A 25,642-nucleotide genomic window follows, 5' to 3' on the forward strand; every position below is an offset into this window, starting at 1 on the left:
GGGTATGTAGATGTCCAAAAAACGCGTTCATGAAATCGCCAAAGAGTTCGGCGTTGAAAGCAAGCAGGTCATTTCTATCTTGCAACAACATAATATTAATGTTACTAAAGCAGTTAATTCTGTAGATGATTCAGGTTATGAAATTGTAAAAAAACAATTAGGTAAAAAATCTGAAGCTCCTAAAGTAGCACAAAAAAAAGAAAAAAAGGTAGAATCGAAATCTGCTCCAACTGCAGCCCATAAACAGGAAGCTGCATCACATAAACAACAGCATTCAAATCGTTCTAACGAACAGAAAAAAGATAAACACAAACAAGCTGGTCAAAAACAAGACGATCAATCTAAACAAAAGGACCATAAAAAAGGCAATGTCCGTCATGTACAAATCTCTGAGCCTACACGCAAATCCGATGGTAAGCAACATGGTGGAGACCGTGCTAACAATCGCCCTAATAATACCCGCAATAATGATAACCGTAATAACGGTCGTTCTAATGATGTGCGTAACAATGACAGTCGAAACAACGATAATCGTAATAGCGACAACCGCAATAACGATAACCGCAATTCTAATAATGATCGCCGTAACAAGAAAAATAAAAAAGGTGGTAATAACCGCCCCCAATCCTTGTTATCTACATCTATGCAAAAAAAGAAAAATCGCGTAAAACATCGTAACGAGCAGTACCTACAACAAAAAGCAGAAGCTGAACGTAAAGCTGAAGCAGCAATTGCTACAGAAATTGAATTGAGCGGGCCTCTAACTGTTAAAGACTTAGCTGAAAAAATGGGTCGCGAAGTATCTGAAATCATCAAAAAATTGATGCTTTTAGGTGTTATGGCCAGCATTAACCAAGAGGTTGATGTAGATACAGCTACTATCGTGGCTGAAGAGTTCGGTGTAACTGTAACTGAAGTAGAACCTGAAGAAGACCCTACAGATGTTATTGAAATTGAAGATGCACCAGAAACATTAAAACCACGACCTCCTGTAGTAACTATCATGGGTCACGTTGACCATGGTAAAACATCCTTGTTGGACGTAATTCGTCAAACTAATGTAACAGCTGGCGAAGCTGGTGGTATCACTCAACATATTGGTGCGTACCAAGTTCGCTACAAGGATAATAAAATCACATTCCTTGATACACCAGGTCATGAAGCATTTACTGCTATGCGTCTACGCGGTGCGAAATCTACGGATATTGCAGTTCTTGTAGTCGCTGCCGACGACGGTGTAATGCCGCAAACTATCGAGGCTATTAATCATGCGAAGTCTGCAGATGTACCTATTATTGTAGCCATCAACAAAATGGATAAACCAGGTGCTAACCCAGACCATGTTAAACAACAATTGTCTGAACATGGCCTTTTACCAGAAGAATGGGGTGGCGATGTAATCATGGTTCCAGTATCTGCTAAACAAAAACAAGGTATTGATGACTTACTTGAAAATATCTTGCTCGTAGCAGAAGTTATGGAATTGAAAGCGAACCCTAACCGTAAGGCATATGGCGTAGTTATCGAGGCTCAACTTGATAAAGGTCGTGGTGCTGTATGTACTGTCTTGGTACAAAAAGGTTCTCTTCGTGTAGGTGATACAGTACTTGCTGGTACTGCATACGGTAAAGTACGTGCCATGACAAATGAGCGCGGTGAAAAAGTAAAAGTTGCTCGTCCATCTATGCCGGTAGAAATTTTGGGCTTCTCCGAAGTTCCACAAGCCGGTGAAATTATAAATGGTATGGATGACAACGAAGCACGTGCAATTGCTGAAAAACGTATTGCTAAGCAACGGGTTCAAGAATTGCAAGCTACACATAAAGTTACATTAGATGATATTTTCAACCAAATTCAACAAGGCGAGTTGAAGGATCTTAATATTATCATCAAAGCCGATGTTCAAGGTTCTGTAGAAGCATTGCGTCAATCTTTAGAAGGCATCAAAAACCCTGAGGTTCGTATTGTTATTGTTCATGCTGCAGTAGGTGCCATTAATGAATCGGATATCATGTTGGCATCTGCATCTAATGCGATTGTAATGGGCTTCAACGTACGCCCTGATGCTAATGTTCGACGTGCAGCGGAACAAGAAAAGGTTGACTTGCGTACATATCGTGTAATTTATGATGCTATCAATGACGTTGAATCTGCTATGCGCGGTATGTTGGCGCCTCAATTTAAAGAGGTTGTCGTAGGTCGTGCAGAAGTGCGTCAGGTTATTTCCACACCAAAGGCTATTGTAGCTGGCTCCTATGTAACAGAAGGTCGTATTACTAACGACTCTGAAGTTCGTTTAATTCGTGACGGCATCGTTGTATTTGAAGGTAAGGTTGATTCTTTACGTCGATTCAAAGACGAAGTTAAGGAAGTTAAAACATCCTTTGAATGTGGTATCTCCTTAGAAGGATATCGCGACATCAAGGAAGGCGACGTTATTGAAGCATACTTGATGGAAGAAATTGCACCTCAATTATAGGAGGTTTATATGAGTGATGTTCGTGTCAGAAAATTACAAGAATTTATCAAACAAGAGGTAAGTCAAATGTTGATGCGTGGGTTGAAAGATCCTCGCATCGGTTTTACCACAATTACTGATGTTCATGTAACAGGTGATTTGCGTGAAGCTACGATTTATGTTTCCTTGTTTGGTTCCGATAAGGAAAAACAAGATACCCTTATCGCATTAAAGCATGCGGCTGGACATATTCGTACCGAGCTTGGAAAGGTACTTAAATTGCGACATATTCCTTCCATCACTTTTGATAAGGATACGTCCTTGGACTATAGCATGCATATTGAATCCCTTTTGAACGAAATTAAAAAGGACGAAGAAACAAATTAAAACAAAGGATACAGAACATGAGTAAGATTACTATTAATCAATTACATATGGCTCTGTGTGAAGCTAATTCTATTATGCTAACCGTCCATGTTAGACCTGATGGCGATGCTATCGGATCCATGGTAGCCTTTTACGAAGCCCTTGTGGGTCAAGGTAAAACTGTATATATGGTAGTAGATGATGTAGTTCCTGAGAAGTACTCATTCTTACGGTATACGGACCACATCCATGATGTCGCCTATTTTGAAACTAATCCAGTTGATATTGATATGCTAATGGTTTTGGATGCTAGCACGTATGAGCGAATTGGCAAAGTAGGTGCACTTTGGAGTGCACCTATTTTTAATATAGACCACCATATTTCTAATACGGAATTTGCGGATTATCTATATTTAAAGCCTGATTTTGCTGCTACTGGTGAAATTGTCACCGACTTATGTACAAAATGGAATTGGCCTATCACTGAGTCTATGGGTATCGCGTTATATATGGCGATAGCTACGGACTGCGGTTTCTTTAAGTTTAGTAATACTACGGCGAATACCCTTGAGATGGCTGCTAAATGTGTAGCTGCAGGGGCTAGACCAAATGTTATTTCTGAAACCATAGAAGCCGTATCTGCCAGTCGTTTAGAGTTAACAAAACAAGTTATGCAAACTATCGAGTTTCATAAGAATAATACAGTTGCTACTATCGAACTAAATCGTGAGGCCATGAATATTCTTGGCGATGATACAGATGGTTTTGTAGACATTATTAGAAATGTTGATACTGTAGATGTGGCAATTTTATTAAAAGCAGAAGCTGATAATAGAACACGTGTAAGTTTACGTTCTAAAGGTATTGATGTGAACGCTGTAGCAAGCCATTTTGGTGGAGGTGGTCACATTCGTGCTGCTGGGTGTACTATTAATTTGCCGTTACAAGAAGCAAAACAGGCTCTCATTGAGGTGATTTAATAATGGATGGCATTTTACCATTTTTAAAACCTCCTGGTATTACGAGTCATGATGCCGTTGCTATTTGTCGTCGTATTTTAAAGGAAAAGCGCATTGGTCATAGTGGTACATTAGATCCTATGGCTTATGGTGTATTGCCTGTATTTCTTGGCAAGGCTACTCGCCTTATAGAATACACCGAGGATTTTGATAAAACTTATGTAGCAGAATGTAAATTGGGTACTTTTACAGATACTGAAGATAGCTCAGGACAAACTGTATTGCCAGATACTAATATGGTATTGCGTGATGGCGTTGTATTGAATCAAGCTATTCAATCTACAGAGATCTCAGCAACTATGGTTAAACCAAGCTTTGAAGAACTGGTTAGCATCTTGAAAAAATTTGCAGGTATTCAGGACCAAAGACCGTCTAAGTATTCAGCTATTAAAGTAAACGGCATTCGAGCTTATGAATATGCCCGTAAAGGTATTCCTGTGGAGCTACTATTACGCCAAATTCATATTAAAAATATTGAGCTCATTGCTTATGGATTCCCTTTTTTCACGGTTCGCGTGACATGCACAGGGGGGACTTATATTCGCTCATTATTACGCGATATTTGTATTGCTTTAGGTATTCCTGGCACTATGACTTCTTTGGCACGTACTCAAGTAGGGCCTTTTGACATCGGTTCCGCTAAGATGGCTGAAGAGATAATGCTACATGGTAAAAGCCTTTTGTTACCAACGGATGCGGCGGTTTCTCATCTTTCAAAAGTGACTGTAAATAGTGTACAATTAAGGATGATGGTGCAAGGGAAGGAATTACCTATTGAAAGGGAATTTTCTTTTACCGAGCCAGATAATTTTTATAGAGCCTATGGACCTCTTGGTTTCATAGGTATTATGAGACGAACAAACCACTCATTAAAGGTGGAAAAAAATATTTTTATTGAAGGATAAGTATGAAGCAAATACATTCGTTTGATGAACTAGGTCAAATCAAAGATACAAAAGTATATGCCCTTGGTACCTTTGATGGCATTCATCGAGGTCATCAACGAGTTATACGTAAGGCTGTTGAAGAGGCTACATCAGTCAATGGCGTAAGTATTATCATTACCTTTGAACATCATCCGTTGACTATATTACATCCAGAACGAGTACCTAAACGGGTGATTCAAGAAGAGATTATGGATACTGTGCTAGAAGAGCTCAAAGTTGACTATATTTTACGATTACCTATGACTGAAGCATTATTAAAAATGACTGCAGATGAATTCTTACATGATCTCTGCAATGATATGAATGTGGAAGCTATTGTAATTGGTGAAAACTTTACATTTGGTGCAAAGGGGCTTGGCAATCCAGAATATATGAAAAAAGTGGTAGCGGATAAGAATATACGAGTTCTTGTACAGCCTTTACTGCCATGTGATGGTCGTAGTACACCTATTTCTAGTACAGAAATTAGAAAGGCTATTCATGAAGGACGTTTGGAGGATGCAAATCATTGGCTAGGTAGGCCATTCCAGTTTAAAGGAACTGTGATTAAAGGTGATCAACGGGGACGCACATTAGGATTTCCAACATTAAATCTATTACTTCCTAATGAAATGGCTACACCTCCAGATGGAGTCTATGCTAATCGTGTATGTATTGGTGGTATTTGGTATGATGGGGTAGGCAATATTGGAGATAATCCAACCTTTAGAAATCAGTACCATAGATGTGAAGTACACGTTTTTAACTTTGACCAGGATATATATGGAAAAGAAGTGATTGTACAGTTCATTTCTTATATTAGAGGAGAAGTTAAATTTAATAACTTACAAGACCTTATCGATCAAATGAAGGTAGATGAAGAACAGGCTCTAGCTATTTTAGCTAATGCATAAAAAGGGGATTCTCATGGATATTAAAGAAGCTCGAAAACAGATAGATAGTATTGATTCTGTATTAGTTACGGAGTTTGAAAAGCGACTCACATTGATTAAAGAAATTGGTAAATATAAGGATGAACATCATTTACCACTTATTGATGAAGAACGGGACGAAAGTATCATTGCTTTACATACTCAAAATTGTAAAGATAAAGTTTTAGCACCTTATGTTGAAAATTATATAAAAACCGTCGTTTCTATGAGTAATGAGTTCTTAAAAGAACACATGCATAAGCATATTTTTCTCATTGGTATGCCTGGCGCAGGTAAGACTACTGTTGGTAAGGTTCTAGCTAAAGAGTTGGGGCGAGATTTTTTTGACTTAGACCAAACGATTCAAGACAAAGTGGGTAAATCTGTTCAAAATATCTATATTTACGATGGTAAAGATGCTTTCAGTGAATATGAATATGCTACAATTAAAGAATTAATTCATAATAAACCATCTGTCATTGCTACAGGTGGCGGTACGGTTACCTATAACAAAACTGTTAAATTGATGCGCAATAATGGTCTTGTTGTATTTGTTAACCGCGATGTAAATCATATTTTAGATGATTTGGATCTAGAGATTCGTCCGCTTGTAAAAGAAAGTATCGAATATATTTTTAATGTATATGAAGAACGATATCCTTTATATGAAAAAGTAGCACATATTAAAATTGGTAACGAAGGCAGTATTACCGATGCAGTGCAAGAAATTATTGAAGCCTTGCCGAATACGGAGAAATAATGGACGCCATACGAGGATTTGTATACCGAACTATATATGAGAATACACAACGTACATATTGCGTGTTTATCCTAAAAGATTATAATGAGGAATACATTACTTGTACTGGCAAATTTGAGTCTCCTAAAGAAGGGGAAGACATCGAAGTACGGGGCCGCTATGTAGAACATGAAAAGTACGGCCGCCAATTTGATGCGAGCAGTGTTGAAAAGTTAAAACCTGATAATATGGGTGCTGCCAAGACTTATTTGTTGAATCTAGGAATAAAAGGTTTTGGTGAAAAATCCGTAGAGAAGGTACTAGAGTATTTCGGTATTCGTATTTTAGAAATTTTACGGGAAGAACGTCCAGAAGAGATTAAGGATGTTCCAGGTCTCCGAAAGAGTGTTAAGGATGAATTATTTAATACCTTACTTGGTGAAGGTATTTTATCCGATTTAAATCATTTTTTTGAAAGTCATCACATTTCATCGAAATGGAGTCGCATTGTATATACCTATTATGGTGTGCAGTCAGTTGCAGTTATAGAGGATAATCCTTATACATTATTACGTGTAGCACCGGATATGCTCTTTGGTACGGCCGATACACTAGCAGAGCATCTTGGTATTAATGGTAGTGATACACGCCGTTTAGAGGCTGGTTTAGAATGGATTCTACGTAGTTTAGATAATCAAGGTCATACATGTTTACCAGTAGACCAACTTATCGGTCGACTTGACGATTTATTACAAACTGATGTAGATGATATTGCGAACTTTATTGAAAGTTTGCTGGAACAAGGTGCACTGTATAGTACGTATTATGAAGACATCTTATATATCTATCCGCCAGAGATGTATGTTTCTGAAGTGGAAGGGGTCCACTATACTCGTGAGTTTCTATTACAAGCTGATCCAATAGCATTAGATATTTCTAGTTTTATTGAAAAGTTTGAACGAGACAACTACATTACTTTTGGTGATGCTCAAAAAGAAGCTATACAGCTCTCATTTTTTGAAAAGTTTTCTCTTATAACTGGTGGTCCTGGTACAGGTAAAACAACTATCATCAAGGCGCTAGTAAAAGGTTTCCAACTCGGTGGATTGGGGCGCATTATACTTTGTGCTCCTACGGGACGTGCTGCAAAGCGTCTGACCGAGGCCACTGAGTTTGAAGCTACTACAATTCATCGTCTATTGGTACCTGTTCAAGGTAGTGACTCCTATGACTTTACAAAGAATGAAGATGATCCTCTAGATATAGATGTCATTATCATCGATGAAGCATCTATGCTTAATGTGCGTTTATTCTATTCTTTGATGGCTGCTATTCCAAAGGAAGCCCATGTCATTATTGTGGGTGACGTAGATCAATTACCACCTATAGGTGCTGGGTTCGTATTAAAAGATTTATTAGATAGTGATTGTGTGCCCTATACACGACTTAATCAGATTTATCGTCAAAGCTCTGGTAATACTATCGTTGAAAGTGCTTACGCAATTAACCGTGGTGAAATGCCTAACCTGGAAGGTGTGAGTGAAGAGTTTTCTTTTATTCCTGTTAAATCTTATGATATGATGATGAAAGCCATCATTGATGTATATAAACGTGAACAAGAGACGATAGAGGATGAATTAGATATTCAAATTATTTCTCCTATGCGCCGTGGTGAAGCAGGTAGTACATTGATATCACAATATGTACAACAAGCCGTAAACCCTCCAGACAGCTATAAGGGAGAAGTTCGTGTCAATGGCATTACGTATCGCGTTGGGGATAAGGTTATTCAAATTCTCAATGATTATGAGTTAGAAGTGTTTAATGGCGAAATTGGCGTTATCTATGCTATTACGCGGACCGATATTTGTATTCGATTTATCCATAAAGAGGTTCGTCTACCTATCGATGAAGCACATATGATTATGCCTGCTTATGCTATTACAGTTCATAAGAGTCAAGGTAGTGAGTATGGTGTAGTTATTATTCCATTTGTTCCACGTTATGGTGGCATGTTACAACGTAATTTGTTGTATACTGCTGTTACACGGGCAAAGCGTAAAGTAATCATCGTTGGTACTACGAGCGCAGTTGAACGTGCTGTGCGTACTGTTAATGCCGATGAACGTTACACATTGTTTAAAGAACGACTACAAGGGAGATGTGATTCGTAATGAGTCTTTGGGATTTCCTATTTCCACCTGTATGCCCTCACTGTGGTGCACCTGTGGCAACACAAGGGGATTGGTGTAAAGCTTGTTTTACAGATTTATTACATATTCGTCATATACCACATAAATTTTTACACTATGTAGATGATGTATGTGTGTTGGCCGAATATCGTGGTGGTCTAAAGTCTATGATTTACGATGTAAAATTTAATGAAAAAAAGGAGCAGTCCAAAGGGGCCGCTCCTTTTTTAGTATCGTACAACTTTTACATGAAATATAATGAGTCTAATATTGTGAATAGTAATTGTAAAATTATGTATGATTATATTGTTCCTGTACCATCTAGCGAAAAGAAAAAAGCTAAGAGAGGATATAATCAAGTAGATTTATTCTTTCTTGAATGGGCTCATTCTTTATGGGAGATAGATAGAAAAAACTTTAAATGGTTAGATTGTATATACAAGTTTGATACTTCTCGAGATATGTGGGGATTAACAAATAAAGAAAGACATCAAAATATTGATGATGCTTTTGTTATACGCGCCGATTACAAGGATATTGATTTTACCAATAAGAATATATTAATTGTTGATGATATATATACTACAGGTGCCACAATTGAAGCTGTAGCAAAAGTCTTACAAAAGCATAAAGCGCTACGCATTGATGCCCTTACGCTGGCTAGTGGTAGTTTCTAATCTTTATTACTAAATGTAGGAATATAATATTTGATTTCATATTAGCCAAGCACATCAATAAATGCTTTAACTACATCAGGATCAAAGAGTGAGCCAGATGCACTAAAGAGTTCTTCTTTTGCTTTAGCTTTTGTTTTAGCCCAAAATTCAGTAGAAGGATTAACTGTTGTATCATAGTAATCTGCTACAGCAATAATTCGAGCTCCTAACGGAATATTGGCACCACGTAAATGTTTGGGATAACCAGAGCCATCCCATTTTTCATGATGGTAACGAATATAAGGTAAAATTTGTTGGCAGCAAGGATAGTTTTCAATCATATTGGCACCACTTGCAGCATGTTGTTTATACTTAGACATTTCTTGCTTATTAAGATATGGAGATTTTTGGATTAATGCATTAGGTACCATTAATAGACCCACGTCATGAAGTAGAGCTGCGTGACGAATCTGTTCAATTTCATTTAATGGTAAACCCATTTTAGCTGCGATGCTAACAGCATAGTTTGAAACCTGGATAGAATGTGTATAGAGATGATAGCTTTTCATTTGTATCATCTGTAAAAGTTGTGCGCTTATGGCTTCTAAACTGTCTTTCTCCAGTTCATACAAACCTGATGGTTGCATCAATGATAACATAAACATAATAAACCCCTCTAACTAACAAACTGAACATATGGTACAACCCCTCGTACTTATGTTCATATCGTACAACTTTAGGCCGTTCTAATTTAACAGTATACAAATTATACACCATAAATAATTTTTTGTGTATGATACGTATGTTCTTACAAATATGTTGTATTCATATTTGGCATACAAAAACTAATTGACAATTTAAGAATCCACTAGATATGGTACTTAAAAAATGTGATTTTAGAAATATTAAAATATTATGAAGAATATTTTAGGTTTTCTATTCCAATTTTCTATACATCAACAAATAGGGGTTGCAAAATTTATTCTCATTGTTCTAAGAATTATGCGATAGTATGTTTGGTAAAAAAATATGTTTGGCTACTTAACTATATAATCAAAATTTTTTAAAATAATAGTAAAACTAGACATGAATACTGTTATTCTTTATAATACGTCTATACGGGTCTGTGGTTGAAAGTCGAGGCTAGTCGCAGGCAAAACGATCCACATAAGCAGCCCAAAGGGTTGTGAGCATGGTGCGGCTTAGGTGTAAGTCCTGCCGATAAAATCGAGAGAGGTAGTAGTGGGGAGTCTTGGACTTATGAGCGAACCTTCCAGCAGGCGAGTGTGGGGGCAAAGACCAGGTCAGCCGTATAGGGGCACATGAGGCTTTTCTCATGTGCTTTTTTTATACAGTTGTATATTATAAAATCTATAGAAAACCACTAACTATGGGAAAGTTTTTATACATAGCCGTAATATTTATACAAATAATGCATAAACTTAAAATATAAATATAGTGATTTTGCGATTATATCTAAAATTATATACAAAATTATTGACATAATTATACTTAATCTATATACTATTATAAAGTAGTAGTAAGTTAAAATAATGAGGTTGATAATATGTTAAATAGCAAAGTAAAAAAAATAATTCTTGGCGGTTGTATGTTAGTGATGGCTGCTTCTTTAGTTGGTGGATGTGGTTCCTCTAATCAACCTACATCTAATAAACTTATCGTTGGCACTAATGCTACATTTGTTCCATTTGAGTTTAAAGATGAAAAAACTCAAGATTATACAGGTTTTGATATTGAATTGATTCGTGCGATCGGTAAGCGTATTAATAAAGATGTAGAGCTAAAAAATGTAGCTTTTGATGCTTTGATTCCAGCTTTGAACACACATGATATTGATGTTGCTGCATCTGGTATGACTATTACAAAAGCGAGAAGTGAAAAAGTATTATTTTCTTCTCCTTATTATGAAAATGCCTTAGCAGTAGTATATAAAGATGGAACGGCTGTGAATTCTCTTGATGACTTAAAGGGTAAAAAAATTGCAGCCCAATTAGGTACTACTGGTGCAGATTTAGCTCATAAAATTGAAGGTACTACTGTAAAAGAATTTGACCATAGTAATGAAGCTTTGTTAGAATTACAAAATGGTGGAGTAGATGCAACTGTAATCGATTTACCTGTAGCTCAATATTACAGTACTAAGCATCCTGACCAACATATTAAATTTATGGCATATCCAAATACTAAAGAATACTTGGGCTTAGCAATTAATAAGGATAACAAAGCATTGCAAGAAGAAATCAATAAAGCAATTGCTGATATGAAGGCTGATGGTGAATTTAATACATTATATAAAAAATGGTTTAATGTAGATGCACCTGCTGATATGCCAGTAGTTTTAGAATTTAAATAATAGGAGAGATTATGAGTTTTAATTGGGGGTTAATTGCGGATAATTTACCGCTCTTGCTACAAGGTGCTCTAGTGACTGTAGAAATTACAGCCATGTCTGTAGGTTGTGGCTTTTTTATCGGTCTTTTAGTATCTTTAGCAAATTTATCTAAATTTAAATTAGTTAGATTGCTTGCAAAATGTTATGTAGATATCATTCGTGGTACACCATTACTGGTGCAAATTTTCCTAATTTATTTTGCCTTGCCTATGATTACAGGTCAACGGATTGATCCATATATTGCGGCTGTTACCGCATGTAGTATTAACTCTGGTGCTTATGTATCTGAAATTTTCCGTGCTGGTATTCAATCTATTGATAAAGGTCAAATGGAGGCCGGTCGTTCTCTTGGTTTAACTTGGGGACAAACCATGCGTTACATCATTATGCCTCAAGCTTTTAAAGCAATTATTCCTCCGTTAGGGAACGAATTTATTGCCATGTTGAAAGATTCCTCTTTAGTTTCTGTTATCGGTTTCGAGGAGTTGACACGTCGTGGTCAATTAATCATTGCTAAAACCTATGCATCCTTTGAAATCTGGGGTACGGTTGCTGTGATTTACCTTATTATGACAGTGACTATCTCACAATTAGTTGGATATCTTGAAAGGAAATATAGCATTAAATGATTAAATTAGAAAATGTACATAAATCTTTTGGTAAAAATGAAGTACTAAAAGGTATTAATTTACATATTGAACAAGGTCAAGTTGTTGTAATCATCGGTCCTTCTGGTTCTGGTAAAAGTACGGTACTGCGCACTATGAACTACTTGGAGGAACCTACATCTGGTAAGGTTATCGTAGATGGCATGGATCTTTCTGATAAGAAAAAGTTAAATGACGTTCGTGCTGAAGTAGGAATGGTTTTCCAAAACTTTAATTTGTTCCCACATATGACGGTTATGGAAAACCTTACCTTAGCACAAACTAAGGTTCGTAAAACATCTATGGAAGAGGCTAAGAAGATAGGTCAAGCTTTACTTGATCGAGTAGGTTTGGCGGATAAAGCCAACGCATACCCTGATTCTTTGTCAGGCGGTCAAAAGCAGCGTGTTGCTATTGCTCGCGCTTTAGCTATGAAACCAAAAGTAATGCTTTTTGATGAACCTACTTCAGCTCTTGATCCTGAAATGGTTAGTGAAGTGCTAGATGTTATGAAGTCTTTAGCTGAGGAAGGTATGACGATGGTCATCGTTACTCATGAAATGGGCTTTGCGAAAAAGGTAGCGGATAGAGTGTTATTTGTTGATGGTGGCTTGATTTTAGAAGATAATACACCTGAACGCGTATTTGATGCACCTACCAATGAAAGAACAAAATCATTCTTAGATAAAATTTTGTTAGATTAAATAATATAATTATAGGAAGCAAATTCTAGAATTAGAAATTGCTTCCTGTTTTTTTACATTAAATTTAACCTATCTATTTATATTATATATGTATAGCTTAATATCTATTAATATATTTGATAACCTTTAGAGTGAATTTATTAATTATAAAGAGTTTGTATAAAGATTTACAGGGTAGATTAATCTGAAAAACACGATTATTGCTATAAATATTTGTGATATAACAATAATTTATACAGTCATTTTTAAAAACAATAATTTTTAATTCACATATTTTTATGATTATAAAAATATACAATTAATTTATAGAGCTTATATAATTATTTATGACATGTATAGATATAGGGATTTTTGAGATTTACAGCAAATGATATTCTTATTTCTAGTGTTTGTATATTCATTAAAAATGTAAATATTGTTGTTTGATATTTTATACATGCTGTGTTATGATACACATATAGAGCAAGACAGTAAGACAATATATATATTTTTAGGAGGATGTTACCATGTTAGGTAAAGTAAAATGGTTCAGCGCAGAAAAAGGTTATGGTTTTATTGAACGTGAAGACGGTAGCGATGTATTTGTACACTACTCTGCAATCCAAGACGAAGGTTTCAAATCTTTGACTGAAGGTCAAAATGTAGAATTTGAGATTGTTGATGGAAACCGTGGACCTCAAGCCGCTAACGTTGTTAAAGCGTAACTACATACCAAAAAAATTATAAAAACAATATATAATTGGACCCCGATAGTATATACTATCGGGGTTTTTTGATTTTCTATATACATTTTATACATAATTCTACAAAAAATATAAAATTTTTAGATAAAAAAGAAGGAGTTTTACAGTTAGATGTAGAAATACTAAATATAACACGAGAGATAAGGTTATATAATACCACACACTCGCATCTCGTGGATGATTTTTAGAAAGGGTGTTGACTTATGAAAGTAGCAATTAGAGGAAAAAACATTGAAGTGACAGATGCCTTAAGAGCATATATCGAAAAAAGATTGAGTAAATTGACTCGTTACTTCGATGATGAGTTAAATGCACAAGCGGTTTTATCCGTTGTAAAAGATAAATCTACAATTGAACTTACATGTTTTGTTGATAAAATCGTTCTTCGTGGTGTGGAAACTAACGATGATATGTACGCAGCTATTGATTTAGTAGTGGATAAAATTGTTCGCCAAATCCATAAATATAAAACTCGTTTGGCTAAACGTTTCAAAAAACAAGAAGCTTTCCATCCTGAAGCTTTGGCAGCTCCTGTGGAAGAAGAAACTATTGAAGTTGTAAAACGCAAACACTTTGTTGTGCGCCCTATGGATGTTGAGGAAGCGATTTTACAAATGAATCTTATTGGTCACGATTTCTTTATGTTCTTTAATGCTGAAACTGAAGCGATGAACGTTGTTTATCGTAGACATGATGGTTTCTATGGTTTGATCGAGCCAGAACTTCAATAATATATAATGTCGGCTGAACTTAATCCTAACTCCTTTCTACTTTAAATCAGCCGATTATTATATTAAGGTGGATGACTTAAAATAGTCATCCACCTTTTTTGCAAAAATAATACTATAAATAATCTTGAAATGCCTTGAATTCTTTGACTATTCAAGGCTTTTTCGTTATAATAAGTTAGATAAAATAATGTAAGATGTCCCGTAGAGGAGTGATTTGTTTGTTAAGCTTTTTACAAAGGCTATTAGGCAATAATAACGCAAAAGAAATTAAAAAAATGCGTGCTATTGCAGATCATATTAATGAAATTGAACCTAATTATATTAAATTAAGTGATGCTAACTTAGTGGCAAAAACTGATGAGTTTAAACGTCGTTTACAAAAAGGGGAAACGTTAGACGACCTATTGCCAGAAGCATTCGCTGTAGTTCGTGAAGCATCTAAACGCGTTTTAGGCATGCGTCATTTCGATGTACAGTTAATGGGGGGCATTTGCCTGCATAATGGTAATATCGCGGAGATGCGTACTGGTGAAGGTAAAACATTAGTAGCTACATTGCCCGTATATTTGAATGCATTGACCGGTAAGGGTGTACACGTTGTAACAGTAAATGATTATTTGGCGACTCGTGATAGCGAGCAAATGGGACGTTTATATAATTTCTTAGGACTTTCCACGGGTCTTATTGTGGCTAATCTTGACTTTAATCAACGTAAAGAAGCCTATGCGTGTGATATTACATATGGTACAAATAATGAGTTTGGTTTTGACTATTTACGGGATAACATGGTAACCGATGTTGTTCAAATGGTACAACGACCATTGAATTATGCCATTGTGGATGAAGTAGACTCCATTCTTATTGATGAAGCAAGAACACCATTAATTATCTCAGGCCCTGGTCAACGTTCCACTGATAATTATTATAAATTGGCTAAAATTGTTCCTCACCTTATAAAAGATGAAGACTATGTTATCGATGAAAAACAAAAAACTATTGCCCCTACAGATTCTGGCATCGCAAAGGTTGAAAAAATGCTTGGCGTTGAAAACCTATATGATGCAGAAAATATCGAGTTGAATCATTTGCTTGGTGCTTCTTTGCGTGCTTATGCTATGATGCATCGTGATACTGATTATGTGGTTAAAGATGGTGAAGTTGTTATCGTCGATGAGTTTACGGGCCGTTTGATGTTTGGACGCCGTTACTCTGATGGTTTGCATCAGGCTATTGAGGCTAAAGAAGGTTTGAAAGTTGAACGCGAAAGCCAAACTTTAGCATCTGTCACATTCCAGAACTATTTCCGTATGTATGATAAATTATCAGGTATGACAGGTACTGCTAAAACAGAAGAAAAAGAATTTATCGATATTTATGGATTAGAGGTTATACCAATTCCACCGAATAAGCCTTTAATCCGGATGGATTTGCCAGATCAAATTTTCAAAACTAAAGCTGCTAAATATCGTGCCGTAGTACGAAATGCAGTAGAACGCCACCAAATAGGGCAACCTATTTTGATTGGTACTACATCTATTACACAGTCTGAAGAACTTTCAGATATGTTGTTACGTGCAGGTGTACCTCATAAAGTATTGAATGCTAAACATCATGAACAAGAAGCAGAAATCGTTGCAGCTGCTGGCCAAATGGGAATGGTAACAATCGCTACTAATATGGCTGGCCGTGGTACTGATATTACTCTTGGAGAAGGTGTGCCAGAACTAGGTGGGTTAGCCATTTTGGGGACAGAACGCCATGAAAGCCGACGTATTGATAATCAATTACGCGGACGTGCTGGTCGTCAAGGGGATCCTGGTTCTTCTCAATTCTTCTTATCATTAGAAGATGACTTAATGCGTATCTTTGGTGCTGACAATATTACAGGTATCATGGATAAACTTGGTATGGAAGAGGATGAACCTATCGAGCATTCTTTGATTACTAAATCTATTGAACGTGCTCAAAAGAAAGTAGAGGATCATAACTATAATATTCGTAAATATGTACTTGAGTATGATGATGTTATGAATCAACAACGTGAAGTATTATACGAACAACGACGCCGTATTTTACGTAACGAATCCTTGCGTGAAACAATTAATGAAATGATTGACAAGCTTGTTACCGAATCTGTAGATGCTTATGCTGATGAAAAGCTCTATCCAGAAGAATGGGATTATGAAGGTCTCTATAAACATTTAAGTCAATATTTCTTAACAGAAGAGATTATGTATTCTCAAGATATGGAAGAATATAGTCGTCAAGACTTATTAGAACGCTTATTAGAAATTGCTCATGAAGAGTATCAAGATCGCGTTGATATGCTTGGAGAGGCTATGTTTAGTCAACTTGAAAAGGCGATTATGTTGCGCGTTGTTGATAATAAATGGATGGAACATTTGGATAATATGGATATGTTACGAGAAGGTATTGGCCTTCGTGCATATGGTCAAAAGAATCCGTTGGTAGAATATAAGTTTGAAGCTTTTGATATGTTCCAAAACATGATTGCAGCTATTCAAGATGAGACAATCATGGCATTATACAAAATTCGTGCACAATTGATTCAAGAAATCGAAGAACCAGTTGATCACTTAGAAGGTGCACAATCCCATCATGAAGATGTGTTGGAGCCACAAAACATAGATTAAGATTTGTGAATGGCACGTTGCTCAAAGGGATTTCCACTGGGCAACGGCCATTTTTCTATTTTGTTAAGGTAATAGTTTATTGATGTAATAGACTAATTAACTAAAGGTGGTGAACATAAATTGTTAGAAGATTTAAAACCGATTATTTCTAATCTAGAAGAACGTATTTATGGGATGAGGGATTCACTTTAACATCGCTCAGAAGGAAGACCGAATATTTACACTTGATGTACAGATGAGTGATCCTACATTTTGGGATAATCCAGATAAAGCTCGTGAGATTTCTCAAGAGGCCACACAACTAAAAAATGCTGTAGAAAGCTATAAGCAACTTGTTAGTGATATTGAAGATGCTAATGTGATGCTTGAAATGGCTATAGATGAAGATGATCGCTCTATGGAGAGTGAAATCAAAGAATATGTTAAGCAAATAGAAGAAACCTTGGAGAAGCAAGAAGTTCTTTTATTGTTAAGTGGTGAATATGATGCAAATAATGCTATTTTAACATTTCATGCTGGTGCTGGTGGGACGGAGGCACAAGATTGGTGTTCTATGTTAATTCGCATGTACTTGCGCTGGGCTGAAAAATCTGGCTTCTCCATCGAGTTAATGGATGAACAACCTGGTGATGAAGCTGGGATAAAATCTTCTACATTCCTAGTTAAAGGTGAAAATGCCTTTGGTTACTTGAAGTCTGAGAAAGGTGTACATCGTCTCGTTCGTATTTCACCATTTGATGCTGCGGCTCGACGTCACACATCATTTGCTGCTGTCGATGTAATGCCTGAAATCGATGATACTGTGGAAATTAATATCGATATGAAAGATGTTCAAGTTGATACGTACCGTGCTAGCGGCGCTGGTGGTCAGCATATTAATAAAACCGATTCTGCTGTTCGCATGACACATAAGCCGACAGGTATTGTAGTACAATGCCAAACACAACGTTCTCAAATGCAGAATAGAGAACAAGCTTTACGTTTGTTACGGGCGAAACTATTTGAGTTAGAGCTCGAAAAGCAAGCTGAACTTAAAGAACAGATTGGAGGTACCTACCAAGCAATTGAGTGGGGAAGTCAAATTCGTTCCTATGTATTCCATCCATATAATCTTGTTAAGGATCATCGTACTAGTGTAGAAACTGGTAATGTTCAAGCTGTTATGGATGGCAACTTAGACCCATTTATCGAAGGTTTCTTAAAAAAAGAGGCTAACTTAACAATTTAGGAGATACTATGAAAAAGTTTTTACTATTCCTATTAGTGCTAATTATTGCTCTTGTAGTGGCATCCCAATTTTTATTACCATCTTTTATTGGCTCTCGTATTGAAAGTCAATTAAATGAAACATTGAAACCAACGGCTCAAACAGTAAATGTTGAGGCTCAACCTGCTTTCAAAATTTTATATGGTGAGGTAGATCGTGTTTATGGCACTTTGGAGAATATTAAACTGGGTAAATTGAATTTTGCTAGCTTCCGATATGATGCTAAACAAATTCTTGTTAATCCAATTTCTTTATTAGCTAGTCAACAAATTGATATCGTTAGTGTTGGGACTGCTAGTATTGATGGGACTATTAATAAAGCTGATTTAGCGACTTTCTTAAGTAATGAAGCAGGTAGTGATATTCAAGACGTACAAGTTGACATTAGTAAAGATAATATCAGCCTAACCGGTAAAATGAATGTAGGCATGGTGTTTAAAGGAGATGTTAAATTAGATGGGAATTTAGAATTAAAGGGCAATACATTATTGTTTTCACCTAAAAAGTTCACCATAAATGGTGCTACAATTCCTGGTATGACATCTAATGTGTTAGAAAGTACTCAAATTTATGACTTCAACAATTTTCCAATTCCTGTAAAAGCGGAAAGTTTGACTGTTGATAATGGTGAAATTCTCATTAAAGTTAAACCTGTACTCAACTAGAAAGGATTTGTCGTGAATCATCGGAACACACAAAAAAGTAAGTACTCATGGATTCTTATACTTTGTATTATTATAGGTCTTTTATCTTCCTTATACTTAGTATTTGAACGCCATCAGATTGAGAAATCTCAAAATCATATTGAAAATATTGTAGACTATGATGCAGTTTTACGAGCCAGCGCCTTTGAAAAGCGTAGTCAACAAGAAGCTTTTGATGCATTACGTAATGCTGGTGTGACTGCTTTTGCTATTTATGATCGCACGTTAGAAAAAGCAAAAGATGCGGGCCAAGTTAAAGTATTAAGCTCTGAAGAGATGGACTCTGTTCGTGTTAATGGCGCTGCGATTAAACCTGGGGCGACTTATGTGGCATTAATTTCAGGTAAAGAAGGTTATTATAAAGAAATTCGAGAGGATTTATACCACCGTATTGGCAAGGACAAGGTGAAAGAGCTTAATACAAGTATTGGTCCTGTTCTTGAATTGTATGGTGCAACAGCAGATAGCTATGCAAAGATGAATCTTGGTATTTCAAAGTTGCAAGCACAAGAGGTTGCAGATCGTGGTTTCAATGTTATCGTTCGTCCAACAAACTATAGAAACGTAACATCTGAAGATATTCAATATGTATTTAAACGACTTGAAGGCATTCCTCATGTAACAGGGATGATTTTTGCTGGTAAAGAAGCTCTAGGTGCACCTAATTTAACGGATGAAACATTAGCATTACTAAATAAAAACCATATTCCACTAGTTGGTATCGAAGCTGTAAATCAGTTGCAGTATGAGCCACAACAAGGTTTCTTGGAAATGGCGGCCAAAAATAATTATAGTGTAGGTCGTGTGTATACTATCGCTAAAGAGGAGTTAAAGAAAATTACCCCTGAAGAAGCGGCACAACGCTTTTACATTAGTGATATAGAACGAAATATTCGTTTTAACTTGTTTCCGATGTATGAAACAGGTATAAATAATGAAACTGTTTTACAGACTACAATCAACTATATTAATATAGCTACAGAGAAATTGGCTGTAAAAGGTTATGAATTTGGTCCAGCGGATATTTATCCTGCTTATACACCAAATCCATTATTAGTAGTTATTACAATGATCGGGGCTATCGCACTTTTTGTATATGTTCTACAAATGATGTTACCAATGTCTAAGCATACGCAACTTGTGGCCTTTTTTGGCATTTCTTTGGCATCCATTGTTGTATTTATTCTTACAAGTGGTACCTTAATTACTCAAATATGGGCTCTATCTAGTGCTATTATGGCTCCTGTAGGTGCTATGATACGCTTGATGGAAGAGTGGCGCCGTTATGATGGTGCACGTCCATTAGGTGCCATTAAGTCTACTATTCTTGCCTTATTATACCTTGTAATTGCTGCATTATTTGCTGCTATTGGCGGTATGTATATCGCATCTTTATTGGGCAATACGAAATTCTTTATGGAGTTTGCTCTCTTTAGAGGTGTTAAGTTGACCTTTGTTCTGCCAATTATTTTAGTTATTATTGCGTACCTTCAACGATTCCCATTGTGGAACGGCCGCATGATTAATTCCAAAGAAGAAGCGAAAACATTTGTAGTGGAATTCTTAACTATGGATGTTAAATTATATGTATTCTTTATAATAGCAGCACTTGGTGGCGCAGTATGGGTATTTGTTGGCCGTAGTGGACACACTGCAGGTGTTCCTGTACCAGGCTTTGAACTTATGCTACGTCGTTTTCTTGAAAATGCAATGTATGCGAGACCGCGTGAAAAAGAGTTCATTATTGGTCATCCTGCTTTAATGCTAGCTACCTTTGCGTTCATGCGTAAGTGGCCTACAGTAATTCATTTCTTATTAACTCTAGCTGGTGTTATTGGCATTGCTTCAATGGTTGAAACCTTCTGTCATCTTAGAACGCCAGTGTTCATGTCCATCATGCGTGGTTATGATGGTTTGTTAATTGGCGCCCTTTTTGGAGTGCTTCTTATCATCGCAGTACGGTTTATGATGTACGTAACACAATGGTTCCAAGCTAGGGAGGTTGACCATGAGTAATATTGTTATCTCTGGTTATTATGGCTTTGGTAATGCTGGTGATGAGGCCATGCTTTGTGCTATTATCGATGCTATTCGTAAAGAAGAGGCTGACGCACATATTACTGTAATTTCTGGTAATCCTAAAGAGACTAGTAAAAAGCATAATATTAATGCTGTAGGTACATTCTCTGCATTGGGTATCTTAAAAGCAATTGCTCATTCGGATCTTGTTATTAGTGGTGGTGGTAGTTTATTACAAGATGCTACTAGTATTCGCAATACTTACTATTACTTAAGTATTATGGCGCTAGCAAAGTTGCTTGGGAAAAAAGTAATGCTATACTCCCAAGGTATTGGTCCTTTAAATCGTTCATCAACACGTCGTGCCGTTGGATTTGTATTGCGTTTTGTAGATACTATTACAGTTAGAGATTCTATTTCAAAGGATGAACTAGTTTCTTTGGGAATTGAAGATGTAGAAGTTACTGCAGATGCGGTATTGGCCATGCAACCAGCAGATCTTTCAATTGGCTCTCATATTCTGAAAGGGTATATATCTAAAATATCTGAAGCAGATGAACAACGTAAACGAATTGGTGTGGCGGTTCGTAGTTGGAAAGAGGATACAGAGTATAGAGAATCCTTAGCTAATGTATTGAGCAGATTACAAGAACAAGATAATGTGGAAATTATCTTTATTCCTATGTCACATCCTGAGGATACAAAAGAGGCTAAGATCATTGCCAGCTATATGCCGAATGGCGCTATTGTGCTAGAAGGTCCGTTCTCTACAGAGCAACAAGTGTCATTATCTGGAAATGTGGACCTCATGATTGGTATACGTCTTCACGCTTTAGTTTTTAGTTCTTTAATGGGAAAACCAGTTATTGGTATTTCCTATGATCCTAAAATTACAAGCTTTTTACATATGATTGGTCAAGAGCCTATTGGCACAATGACTCATTTGCGTGAAGAAGCCTTATATCAATGGTGTCATAAATTGTTGAATTCTCGTGAGGAGTATCAAGCATCTTATGATCGCATTGAATCATTGCGTGTAGATTCCCAACGCAATGCAGAAATTGCTATTTCATTACTTAAAGATTATTAATATATTGGATTTTATCCAGAAAGTGAGGTCTCTATGGCTACATTAACACAAGATGTTAAACAATTAGTTCAAGAGAAGGCAAAAGCTATTCGCGTTGGTATTGTACAGTCTGTAACGGCAGCGAAATCCGGTCACCCAGGTGGTTCATTATCCATCGCCGATGTGATGGCCTTGTTGTACTATGTTGAGATGAATGTAGATCCAGCAAATCCAAAAGCTCCTAATAGAGATCGTTTTGTCCTTTCTAAAGGTCATGCAGCGCCTGCACTATACGCTACATTGGCTGAAAAAGGTTATTTCCCTAAAGAAGAACTCTTGAACTTACGTAAAATTAATCATATGTTACAAGGCCATCCTGATATGAAACACACACCAGGTGTAGATATGTCTACAGGTTCTTTAGGACAAGGCATTTCTGCAGCTTGTGGTATGGCATTGGCAGGCAAAATTGATAATGCAGATTACCGTGTATACTCTATTCTTGGTGATGGTGAGCTTGAAGAAGGTCAAGTGTGGGAAGCTGCAATGTTTGCTGGTTTTTATAAACTGAATAATTTGACAGCTTTTGTCGATTTTAACGGTCTTCAAATTGATGGTGATATTACTAAAGTTCTTTCTCCATTACCAATTCCAGAAAAGTTCAAAGCTTTCAATTGGAATGTTATTGAAGTTAATGGTCATGACCTTGATGAGCTTCATAATGCTATTGAAACTGCGAAAGCTTTTACAGAAGGCCCAACATGTATTATCATGCATACTGTAAAGGGTAAAGGCGTTGAAGAGATGGAAGGTCAAGCAGGCTGGCATGGTAAAGCACCAAGTGAAGAGCAAGGTGTAGCCTTTGTTAATGAAATTATGGGGGTGCAATAATGGGTAAAGCAACACGTGAAGCATATGGTAATGCGCTAGCTCGCATTGGTAAAGAGAATACTAATATTATCGTACTAGATGCGGATTTATCCAAATCTACCAAAACAGACACATTTAAAGCTGTGTGCCCAGAACGTTTCTTTAACGTAGGTATTGCAGAGCAAAACTTGATTTCTGTTGGTGCTGGACTTGCAGCGGCAGGTAAGATACCATTTGTATCATCTTTCTCCATGTTTGCTACAGGACGTGCATTTGAACAAATTCGCAATGCTGTATGCTATCCTAAATTAAACGTGAAAGTATGTGCTACACATGCGGGCATTACTGTTGGTGAGGATGGTGCAACGCACCAAAGTTTAGAGGATATTTCCTGTATGCGTACATTGCCAAATATGACTGTAGTGGTACCTGCTGATGAGCGTGAAACAGAGGCTGTTATCGAATGGGCTGCATCTTATAACGGCCCAGTATACGTTCGTTTGGGGCGTGCTGGTGTAGATGATGTAACAACAGAAGGCTACTCATTTGTGCCAGGTAAATCTACTATTTTGGTAGATGGTTCTGATGCTACAATTATTGCTTGTGGTGCATTAGTTGGACCTACTGTAGAGGCATCTAAAACTTTATCTGAATCTAATATATCTGCACGTGTTATTAATATGGCATCTATTAAACCTATTGATGCTGAAGCAATTATAAAAGCCGCTGCGGAAACTGGTGCTATCGTTACAGCTGAAGAACATAATATTATTGGTGGCCTCGGTTCTGCTGTATCTGAAGTAGTAGTATCTAATAAGCCTGTACCTATGGAATTCGTTGGTGTCCAAGATACATTTGGGGAGAGTGGAACACCAAAAGAACTAATGGCAAAGTATGGCTTAACTGCCAATGATATTGTAGCAGCCGTAAAACGTGTAATCTCTCGTAAATAATCAAAGGGGATCCCATGATTGAATTTAAGAATGTTAGTAAAGTCTATGATAATGGTTCTGTTGCATTAGACGATGTGTGTTTAACCATTAACGATGGTGAATTTGTTCTCGTTTGTGGTCACAGTGGTGCAGGGAAATCAACATTATTTAAGTTATTAACGCATGAGGTAGTGCCAGATGCTGGTACTGTCATTGTTGATGACTTTGATGTTACGCGTATGAAGCGCAGTAAAATTCCTAAATTGCGGAGAAAGCTTGGCGTTGTATTCCAAGACTTCCGATTATTGCCTAATAAAACGGTAGCAGAGAATATTGCTTTTGCTCTTGAAGTTATTGAAGAAAAACCAAAAATCATTAAAGAAAAGGTGAGTCATGTATTAGACCTTGTTGGTTTATCTGAGAAGGCTAATGACTTACCAGAGGATCTTTCTGGCGGGGAACAACAACGTGTTGCTATTGCGCGTGCAATTGTTAATCGCCCAACAGTATTAATTGCTGATGAACCTACTGGTAACCTTGATCCTGATACTAGTAAGGATATTGTTGAATTGTTTAAGCATATTAACAATTTCGGCACTACCGTTATTATGGTTACCCATAATATGGATCTTGTTTCATACTTGAATAAACGCGTTATTCGTTTAAAAGACGGCCGTGTTCAAAGTGATAATATGAGAGGTGCAGAAATTAATGAAGCCTAGAACGATAAAATACTATTTTAAAGAAGCACTGAAGTCTATGAAACGTAATGGACTTATGACATTGGCGTCCATTTCTACAGTGGCTTTATCCTTATTTATGCTCGGTGTATTCCTTTGTGGTGTCATTAATTTGAATAACATGGCATCCAGTCTAGAAAATCAAGTACAGTTAAGTATTTACTTAAAGGATGGTTTAACAACTGATCAAATTATGGCAGTAGGAAAGCAAATTAAGGCTATACCTAACTTAAAGCATTTAGAATTTGTTAATAAAGAGCAAGCTATGAAGGAGTTCAAAGAACGCCTTGGTGATCAACAACAATTGGTGAATGCTTTAGGTGATGTAAATCCGTTGCCTAACTCGTATGTGTTGACCTTTGATAATCCTAGCGATGTAAAAGCAACTGCAAAATTAGCTACGACATTCCAAGGCGTAGAAAGTACACATTATGGTCAAGATATTGTAGAAGAGCTTTTCCGCATTACGCAAGTAATTCGTATTGGTGGGATTGTATTGATTGCTTTCCTAGCAGCTGCAACACTATTCATCATTTCAAATACAATTCGGTTGACTGTATTCGCACGTCGTAAAGAAATTGCAATCATGAAATATGTAGGTGCTACTAATGGATTTATTCGTTGGCCATTTTTGATTGAAGGCATGTTGTTAGGCTTAATTGGTGCTATCATTGCCGTTCTTTGCGTTGGTGAATTTTATCACTTCATCACACTGGAAGTTTCTGAATCATTAGCATTCTTCCCTTTAGTACCAATGTTCCCATTCTTCTATGATGTAGCCCTTTATATCTTAGGTGGCGGCATAGTAGTAGGTGCTATTGGTAGTACTATTTCTTTAAAACAATACATGAAGGTGTAATG

At 36.6% G+C, this 25,642-nt stretch carries 23 protein-coding genes; 22 read left to right on the top strand and 1 reads right to left on the bottom strand.

The annotated features are described in order from the left end of the window. The first annotated feature begins 10 nt into the window (after nt 1-10). From infB to KHY58_RS00310, 8 genes are read left to right on the top strand one after another with little or no spacing between them, the layout of a single operon-like run. A complete protein-coding gene (infB, locus tag KHY58_RS00275; RefSeq protein WP_077708369.1) occupies nt 11-2,479 on the top strand; it encodes a translation initiation factor IF-2 in 2,469 nt (822 codons plus the stop codon). 9 nt (nt 2,480-2,488) lie between these two features. Continuing rightward, complete coding sequence (gene rbfA / locus KHY58_RS00280) at nt 2,489-2,845, top strand: 30S ribosome-binding factor RbfA (RefSeq protein WP_012864260.1); 357 nt, start codon at nt 2,489-2,491, stop codon at nt 2,843-2,845. A 17-nt stretch (nt 2,846-2,862) separates the two neighbouring features. Continuing rightward, nucleotides 2,863-3,804 carry a DHH family phosphoesterase gene (locus KHY58_RS00285; protein WP_278457495.1) on the top strand — a complete coding sequence of 314 codons (942 nt, stop codon included), beginning with the start codon at nt 2,863-2,865 and terminating at the stop codon, nt 3,802-3,804. 2 nt (nt 3,805-3,806) lie between these two features. After that, complete coding sequence (locus KHY58_RS00290; RefSeq protein ID WP_278457496.1) at nt 3,807-4,748, top strand: tRNA pseudouridine synthase B; 942 nt, start codon at nt 3,807-3,809, stop codon at nt 4,746-4,748. A gap of 2 nt (nt 4,749-4,750) precedes the next feature. Further along, on the top strand, nt 4,751-5,683 hold the full coding sequence (locus KHY58_RS00295; protein ID WP_278457497.1) for a bifunctional riboflavin kinase/FAD synthetase: 933 nt from the start codon (nt 4,751-4,753) through the stop codon (nt 5,681-5,683). A 13-nt stretch (nt 5,684-5,696) separates the two neighbouring features. Then, nucleotides 5,697-6,461, top strand: coding sequence for a shikimate kinase (locus tag KHY58_RS00300; RefSeq protein ID WP_012864264.1), 765 nt, complete (start codon nt 5,697-5,699; stop codon nt 6,459-6,461). Further along, entirely contained in the window at nt 6,461-8,614 is a 2,154-nt protein-coding gene (locus KHY58_RS00305; RefSeq protein WP_012864265.1) for an SF1B family DNA helicase RecD2, read from the top strand. The genes KHY58_RS00300 and KHY58_RS00305 overlap by 1 nt, the downstream gene beginning before the upstream one ends. Then, nucleotides 8,614-9,309: a ComF family protein gene (locus tag KHY58_RS00310; protein WP_278471457.1), complete on the top strand. Its 696-nt coding sequence runs from the start codon at nt 8,614-8,616 to the stop codon at nt 9,307-9,309. Before KHY58_RS00305 ends, KHY58_RS00310 begins: the two co-directional genes overlap by 1 nt. 41 nt (nt 9,310-9,350) lie before the next feature. On the opposite strand, the gene KHY58_RS00315 is transcribed toward KHY58_RS00310, so the two are convergent. Next, nucleotides 9,351-9,953: an HD-GYP domain-containing protein gene (locus tag KHY58_RS00315; RefSeq protein WP_004693025.1), complete on the bottom strand. Its 603-nt coding sequence runs from the start codon at nt 9,951-9,953 to the stop codon at nt 9,351-9,353. Between the two features lie 902 nt (nt 9,954-10,855). On the opposite strand from KHY58_RS00315, the gene KHY58_RS00320 reads away from it, so the two are divergent. The 14 genes from KHY58_RS00320 to ftsX all read left to right on the top strand — a co-directional run bounded on the left by KHY58_RS00320 (nt 10,856) and on the right by ftsX (nt 25,640). After that, nucleotides 10,856-11,662, top strand: coding sequence for a basic amino acid ABC transporter substrate-binding protein (locus KHY58_RS00320; RefSeq protein ID WP_012864267.1), 807 nt, complete (start codon nt 10,856-10,858; stop codon nt 11,660-11,662). An 11-nt stretch (nt 11,663-11,673) separates the two neighbouring features. Continuing rightward, nucleotides 11,674-12,330 (top strand): amino acid ABC transporter permease, encoded by a 657-nt coding sequence (locus tag KHY58_RS00325; protein ID WP_012864268.1) that lies wholly within the window; start codon nt 11,674-11,676, stop codon nt 12,328-12,330. Next, nucleotides 12,327-13,052 carry an amino acid ABC transporter ATP-binding protein gene (locus KHY58_RS00330; protein WP_012864269.1) on the top strand — a complete coding sequence of 242 codons (726 nt, stop codon included), beginning with the start codon at nt 12,327-12,329 and terminating at the stop codon, nt 13,050-13,052. Before KHY58_RS00325 ends, KHY58_RS00330 begins: the two co-directional genes overlap by 4 nt. 506 nt (nt 13,053-13,558) lie before the next feature. Continuing rightward, nucleotides 13,559-13,756 (top strand): cold shock domain-containing protein, encoded by a 198-nt coding sequence (locus tag KHY58_RS00335; protein WP_004693056.1) that lies wholly within the window; start codon nt 13,559-13,561, stop codon nt 13,754-13,756. Nucleotides 13,757-13,998: 242 nt separating this feature from the next. Beyond that, on the top strand, nt 13,999-14,526 hold the full coding sequence (gene hpf / locus KHY58_RS00340) for a ribosome hibernation-promoting factor, HPF/YfiA family (RefSeq protein ID WP_101928219.1): 528 nt from the start codon (nt 13,999-14,001) through the stop codon (nt 14,524-14,526). Between the two features lie 218 nt (nt 14,527-14,744). Next, nucleotides 14,745-17,180, top strand: coding sequence for a preprotein translocase subunit SecA (gene secA / locus KHY58_RS00345; protein WP_278471460.1), 2,436 nt, complete (start codon nt 14,745-14,747; stop codon nt 17,178-17,180). 120 nt (nt 17,181-17,300) lie between these two features. After that, nucleotides 17,301-18,408 (top strand): peptide chain release factor 2 gene (prfB, locus tag KHY58_RS00350; RefSeq protein ID WP_278471462.1). Its coding sequence is split into 2 segments (ribosomal slippage): nt 17,301-17,357 and nt 17,359-18,408, totalling 1,107 coding nucleotides; the frame shifts between segments, so codons are not numbered across the junction. An 8-nt stretch (nt 18,409-18,416) separates the two neighbouring features. Further along, on the top strand, nt 18,417-19,112 hold the full coding sequence (locus tag KHY58_RS00355) for an LmeA family phospholipid-binding protein (protein WP_012864273.1): 696 nt from the start codon (nt 18,417-18,419) through the stop codon (nt 19,110-19,112). Between the two features lie 12 nt (nt 19,113-19,124). Then, a complete protein-coding gene (locus tag KHY58_RS00360; protein ID WP_278471463.1) occupies nt 19,125-21,167 on the top strand; it encodes a DUF5693 family protein in 2,043 nt (680 codons plus the stop codon). Beyond that, nucleotides 21,160-22,260, top strand: a complete 1,101-nt coding sequence (gene csaB / locus KHY58_RS00365; protein ID WP_004693157.1) for a polysaccharide pyruvyl transferase CsaB — start codon at nt 21,160-21,162, stop codon at nt 22,258-22,260. Before KHY58_RS00360 ends, csaB begins: the two co-directional genes overlap by 8 nt. 33 nt (nt 22,261-22,293) lie before the next feature. Then, on the top strand, nt 22,294-23,130 hold the full coding sequence (locus KHY58_RS00370; RefSeq protein ID WP_012864276.1) for a transketolase: 837 nt from the start codon (nt 22,294-22,296) through the stop codon (nt 23,128-23,130). Continuing rightward, nucleotides 23,130-24,062 carry a transketolase family protein gene (locus KHY58_RS00375; protein ID WP_278471466.1) on the top strand — a complete coding sequence of 311 codons (933 nt, stop codon included), beginning with the start codon at nt 23,130-23,132 and terminating at the stop codon, nt 24,060-24,062. The genes KHY58_RS00370 and KHY58_RS00375 overlap by 1 nt, the downstream gene beginning before the upstream one ends. 14 nt (nt 24,063-24,076) lie before the next feature. Further along, on the top strand, nt 24,077-24,763 hold the full coding sequence (ftsE, locus tag KHY58_RS00380) for a cell division ATP-binding protein FtsE (RefSeq protein ID WP_004693165.1): 687 nt from the start codon (nt 24,077-24,079) through the stop codon (nt 24,761-24,763). Then, nucleotides 24,753-25,640, top strand: coding sequence for a permease-like cell division protein FtsX (ftsX, locus tag KHY58_RS00385; protein WP_012864279.1), 888 nt, complete (start codon nt 24,753-24,755; stop codon nt 25,638-25,640). The genes ftsE and ftsX overlap by 11 nt, the downstream gene beginning before the upstream one ends. The last annotated feature ends 2 nt before the right edge of the window (nt 25,641-25,642 follow it).

It is taken from the genome of Veillonella parvula, assembly GCF_018366295.1.
Lineage (GTDB): Bacteria > Bacillota > Negativicutes > Veillonellales > Veillonellaceae > Veillonella > Veillonella parvula_P.

Excerpts from the sequence above, each read along its gene's own strand:
- rbfA (WP_012864260.1), top strand. The coding sequence starts at position 2,489 with ATGAGTGATGTTCGTGTCAGAAAATTACAAGAATTTATCAAACAAGAG.
- KHY58_RS00355 (WP_012864273.1), top strand. The coding sequence starts at position 18,417 with ATGAAAAAGTTTTTACTATTCCTATTAGTGCTAATTATTGCTCTTGTA.
- KHY58_RS00370 (WP_012864276.1), top strand. The coding sequence starts at position 22,294 with ATGGCTACATTAACACAAGATGTTAAACAATTAGTTCAAGAGAAGGCA.
- KHY58_RS00335 (WP_004693056.1), top strand. The coding sequence starts at position 13,559 with ATGTTAGGTAAAGTAAAATGGTTCAGCGCAGAAAAAGGTTATGGTTTT.
- KHY58_RS00315 (WP_004693025.1), bottom strand. The coding sequence starts at position 9,953 with ATGTTTATGTTATCATTGATGCAACCATCAGGTTTGTATGAACTGGAG.
- csaB (WP_004693157.1), top strand. The coding sequence starts at position 21,160 with ATGAGTAATATTGTTATCTCTGGTTATTATGGCTTTGGTAATGCTGGT.
- ftsX (WP_012864279.1), top strand. The coding sequence starts at position 24,753 with ATGAAGCCTAGAACGATAAAATACTATTTTAAAGAAGCACTGAAGTCT.
- hpf (WP_101928219.1), top strand. The coding sequence starts at position 13,999 with ATGAAAGTAGCAATTAGAGGAAAAAACATTGAAGTGACAGATGCCTTA.
- KHY58_RS00375 (WP_278471466.1), top strand. The coding sequence starts at position 23,130 with ATGGGTAAAGCAACACGTGAAGCATATGGTAATGCGCTAGCTCGCATT.
- infB (WP_077708369.1), top strand. The coding sequence starts at position 11 with ATGTCCAAAAAACGCGTTCATGAAATCGCCAAAGAGTTCGGCGTTGAA.
- KHY58_RS00325 (WP_012864268.1), top strand. The coding sequence starts at position 11,674 with ATGAGTTTTAATTGGGGGTTAATTGCGGATAATTTACCGCTCTTGCTA.
- KHY58_RS00290 (WP_278457496.1), top strand. The coding sequence starts at position 3,807 with ATGGATGGCATTTTACCATTTTTAAAACCTCCTGGTATTACGAGTCAT.
- KHY58_RS00285 (WP_278457495.1), top strand. The coding sequence starts at position 2,863 with ATGAGTAAGATTACTATTAATCAATTACATATGGCTCTGTGTGAAGCT.
- KHY58_RS00300 (WP_012864264.1), top strand. The coding sequence starts at position 5,697 with ATGGATATTAAAGAAGCTCGAAAACAGATAGATAGTATTGATTCTGTA.
- KHY58_RS00320 (WP_012864267.1), top strand. The coding sequence starts at position 10,856 with ATGTTAAATAGCAAAGTAAAAAAAATAATTCTTGGCGGTTGTATGTTA.
- KHY58_RS00330 (WP_012864269.1), top strand. The coding sequence starts at position 12,327 with ATGATTAAATTAGAAAATGTACATAAATCTTTTGGTAAAAATGAAGTA.
- KHY58_RS00295 (WP_278457497.1), top strand. The coding sequence starts at position 4,751 with ATGAAGCAAATACATTCGTTTGATGAACTAGGTCAAATCAAAGATACA.
- KHY58_RS00305 (WP_012864265.1), top strand. The coding sequence starts at position 6,461 with ATGGACGCCATACGAGGATTTGTATACCGAACTATATATGAGAATACA.
- KHY58_RS00310 (WP_278471457.1), top strand. The coding sequence starts at position 8,614 with ATGAGTCTTTGGGATTTCCTATTTCCACCTGTATGCCCTCACTGTGGT.
- ftsE (WP_004693165.1), top strand. The coding sequence starts at position 24,077 with ATGATTGAATTTAAGAATGTTAGTAAAGTCTATGATAATGGTTCTGTT.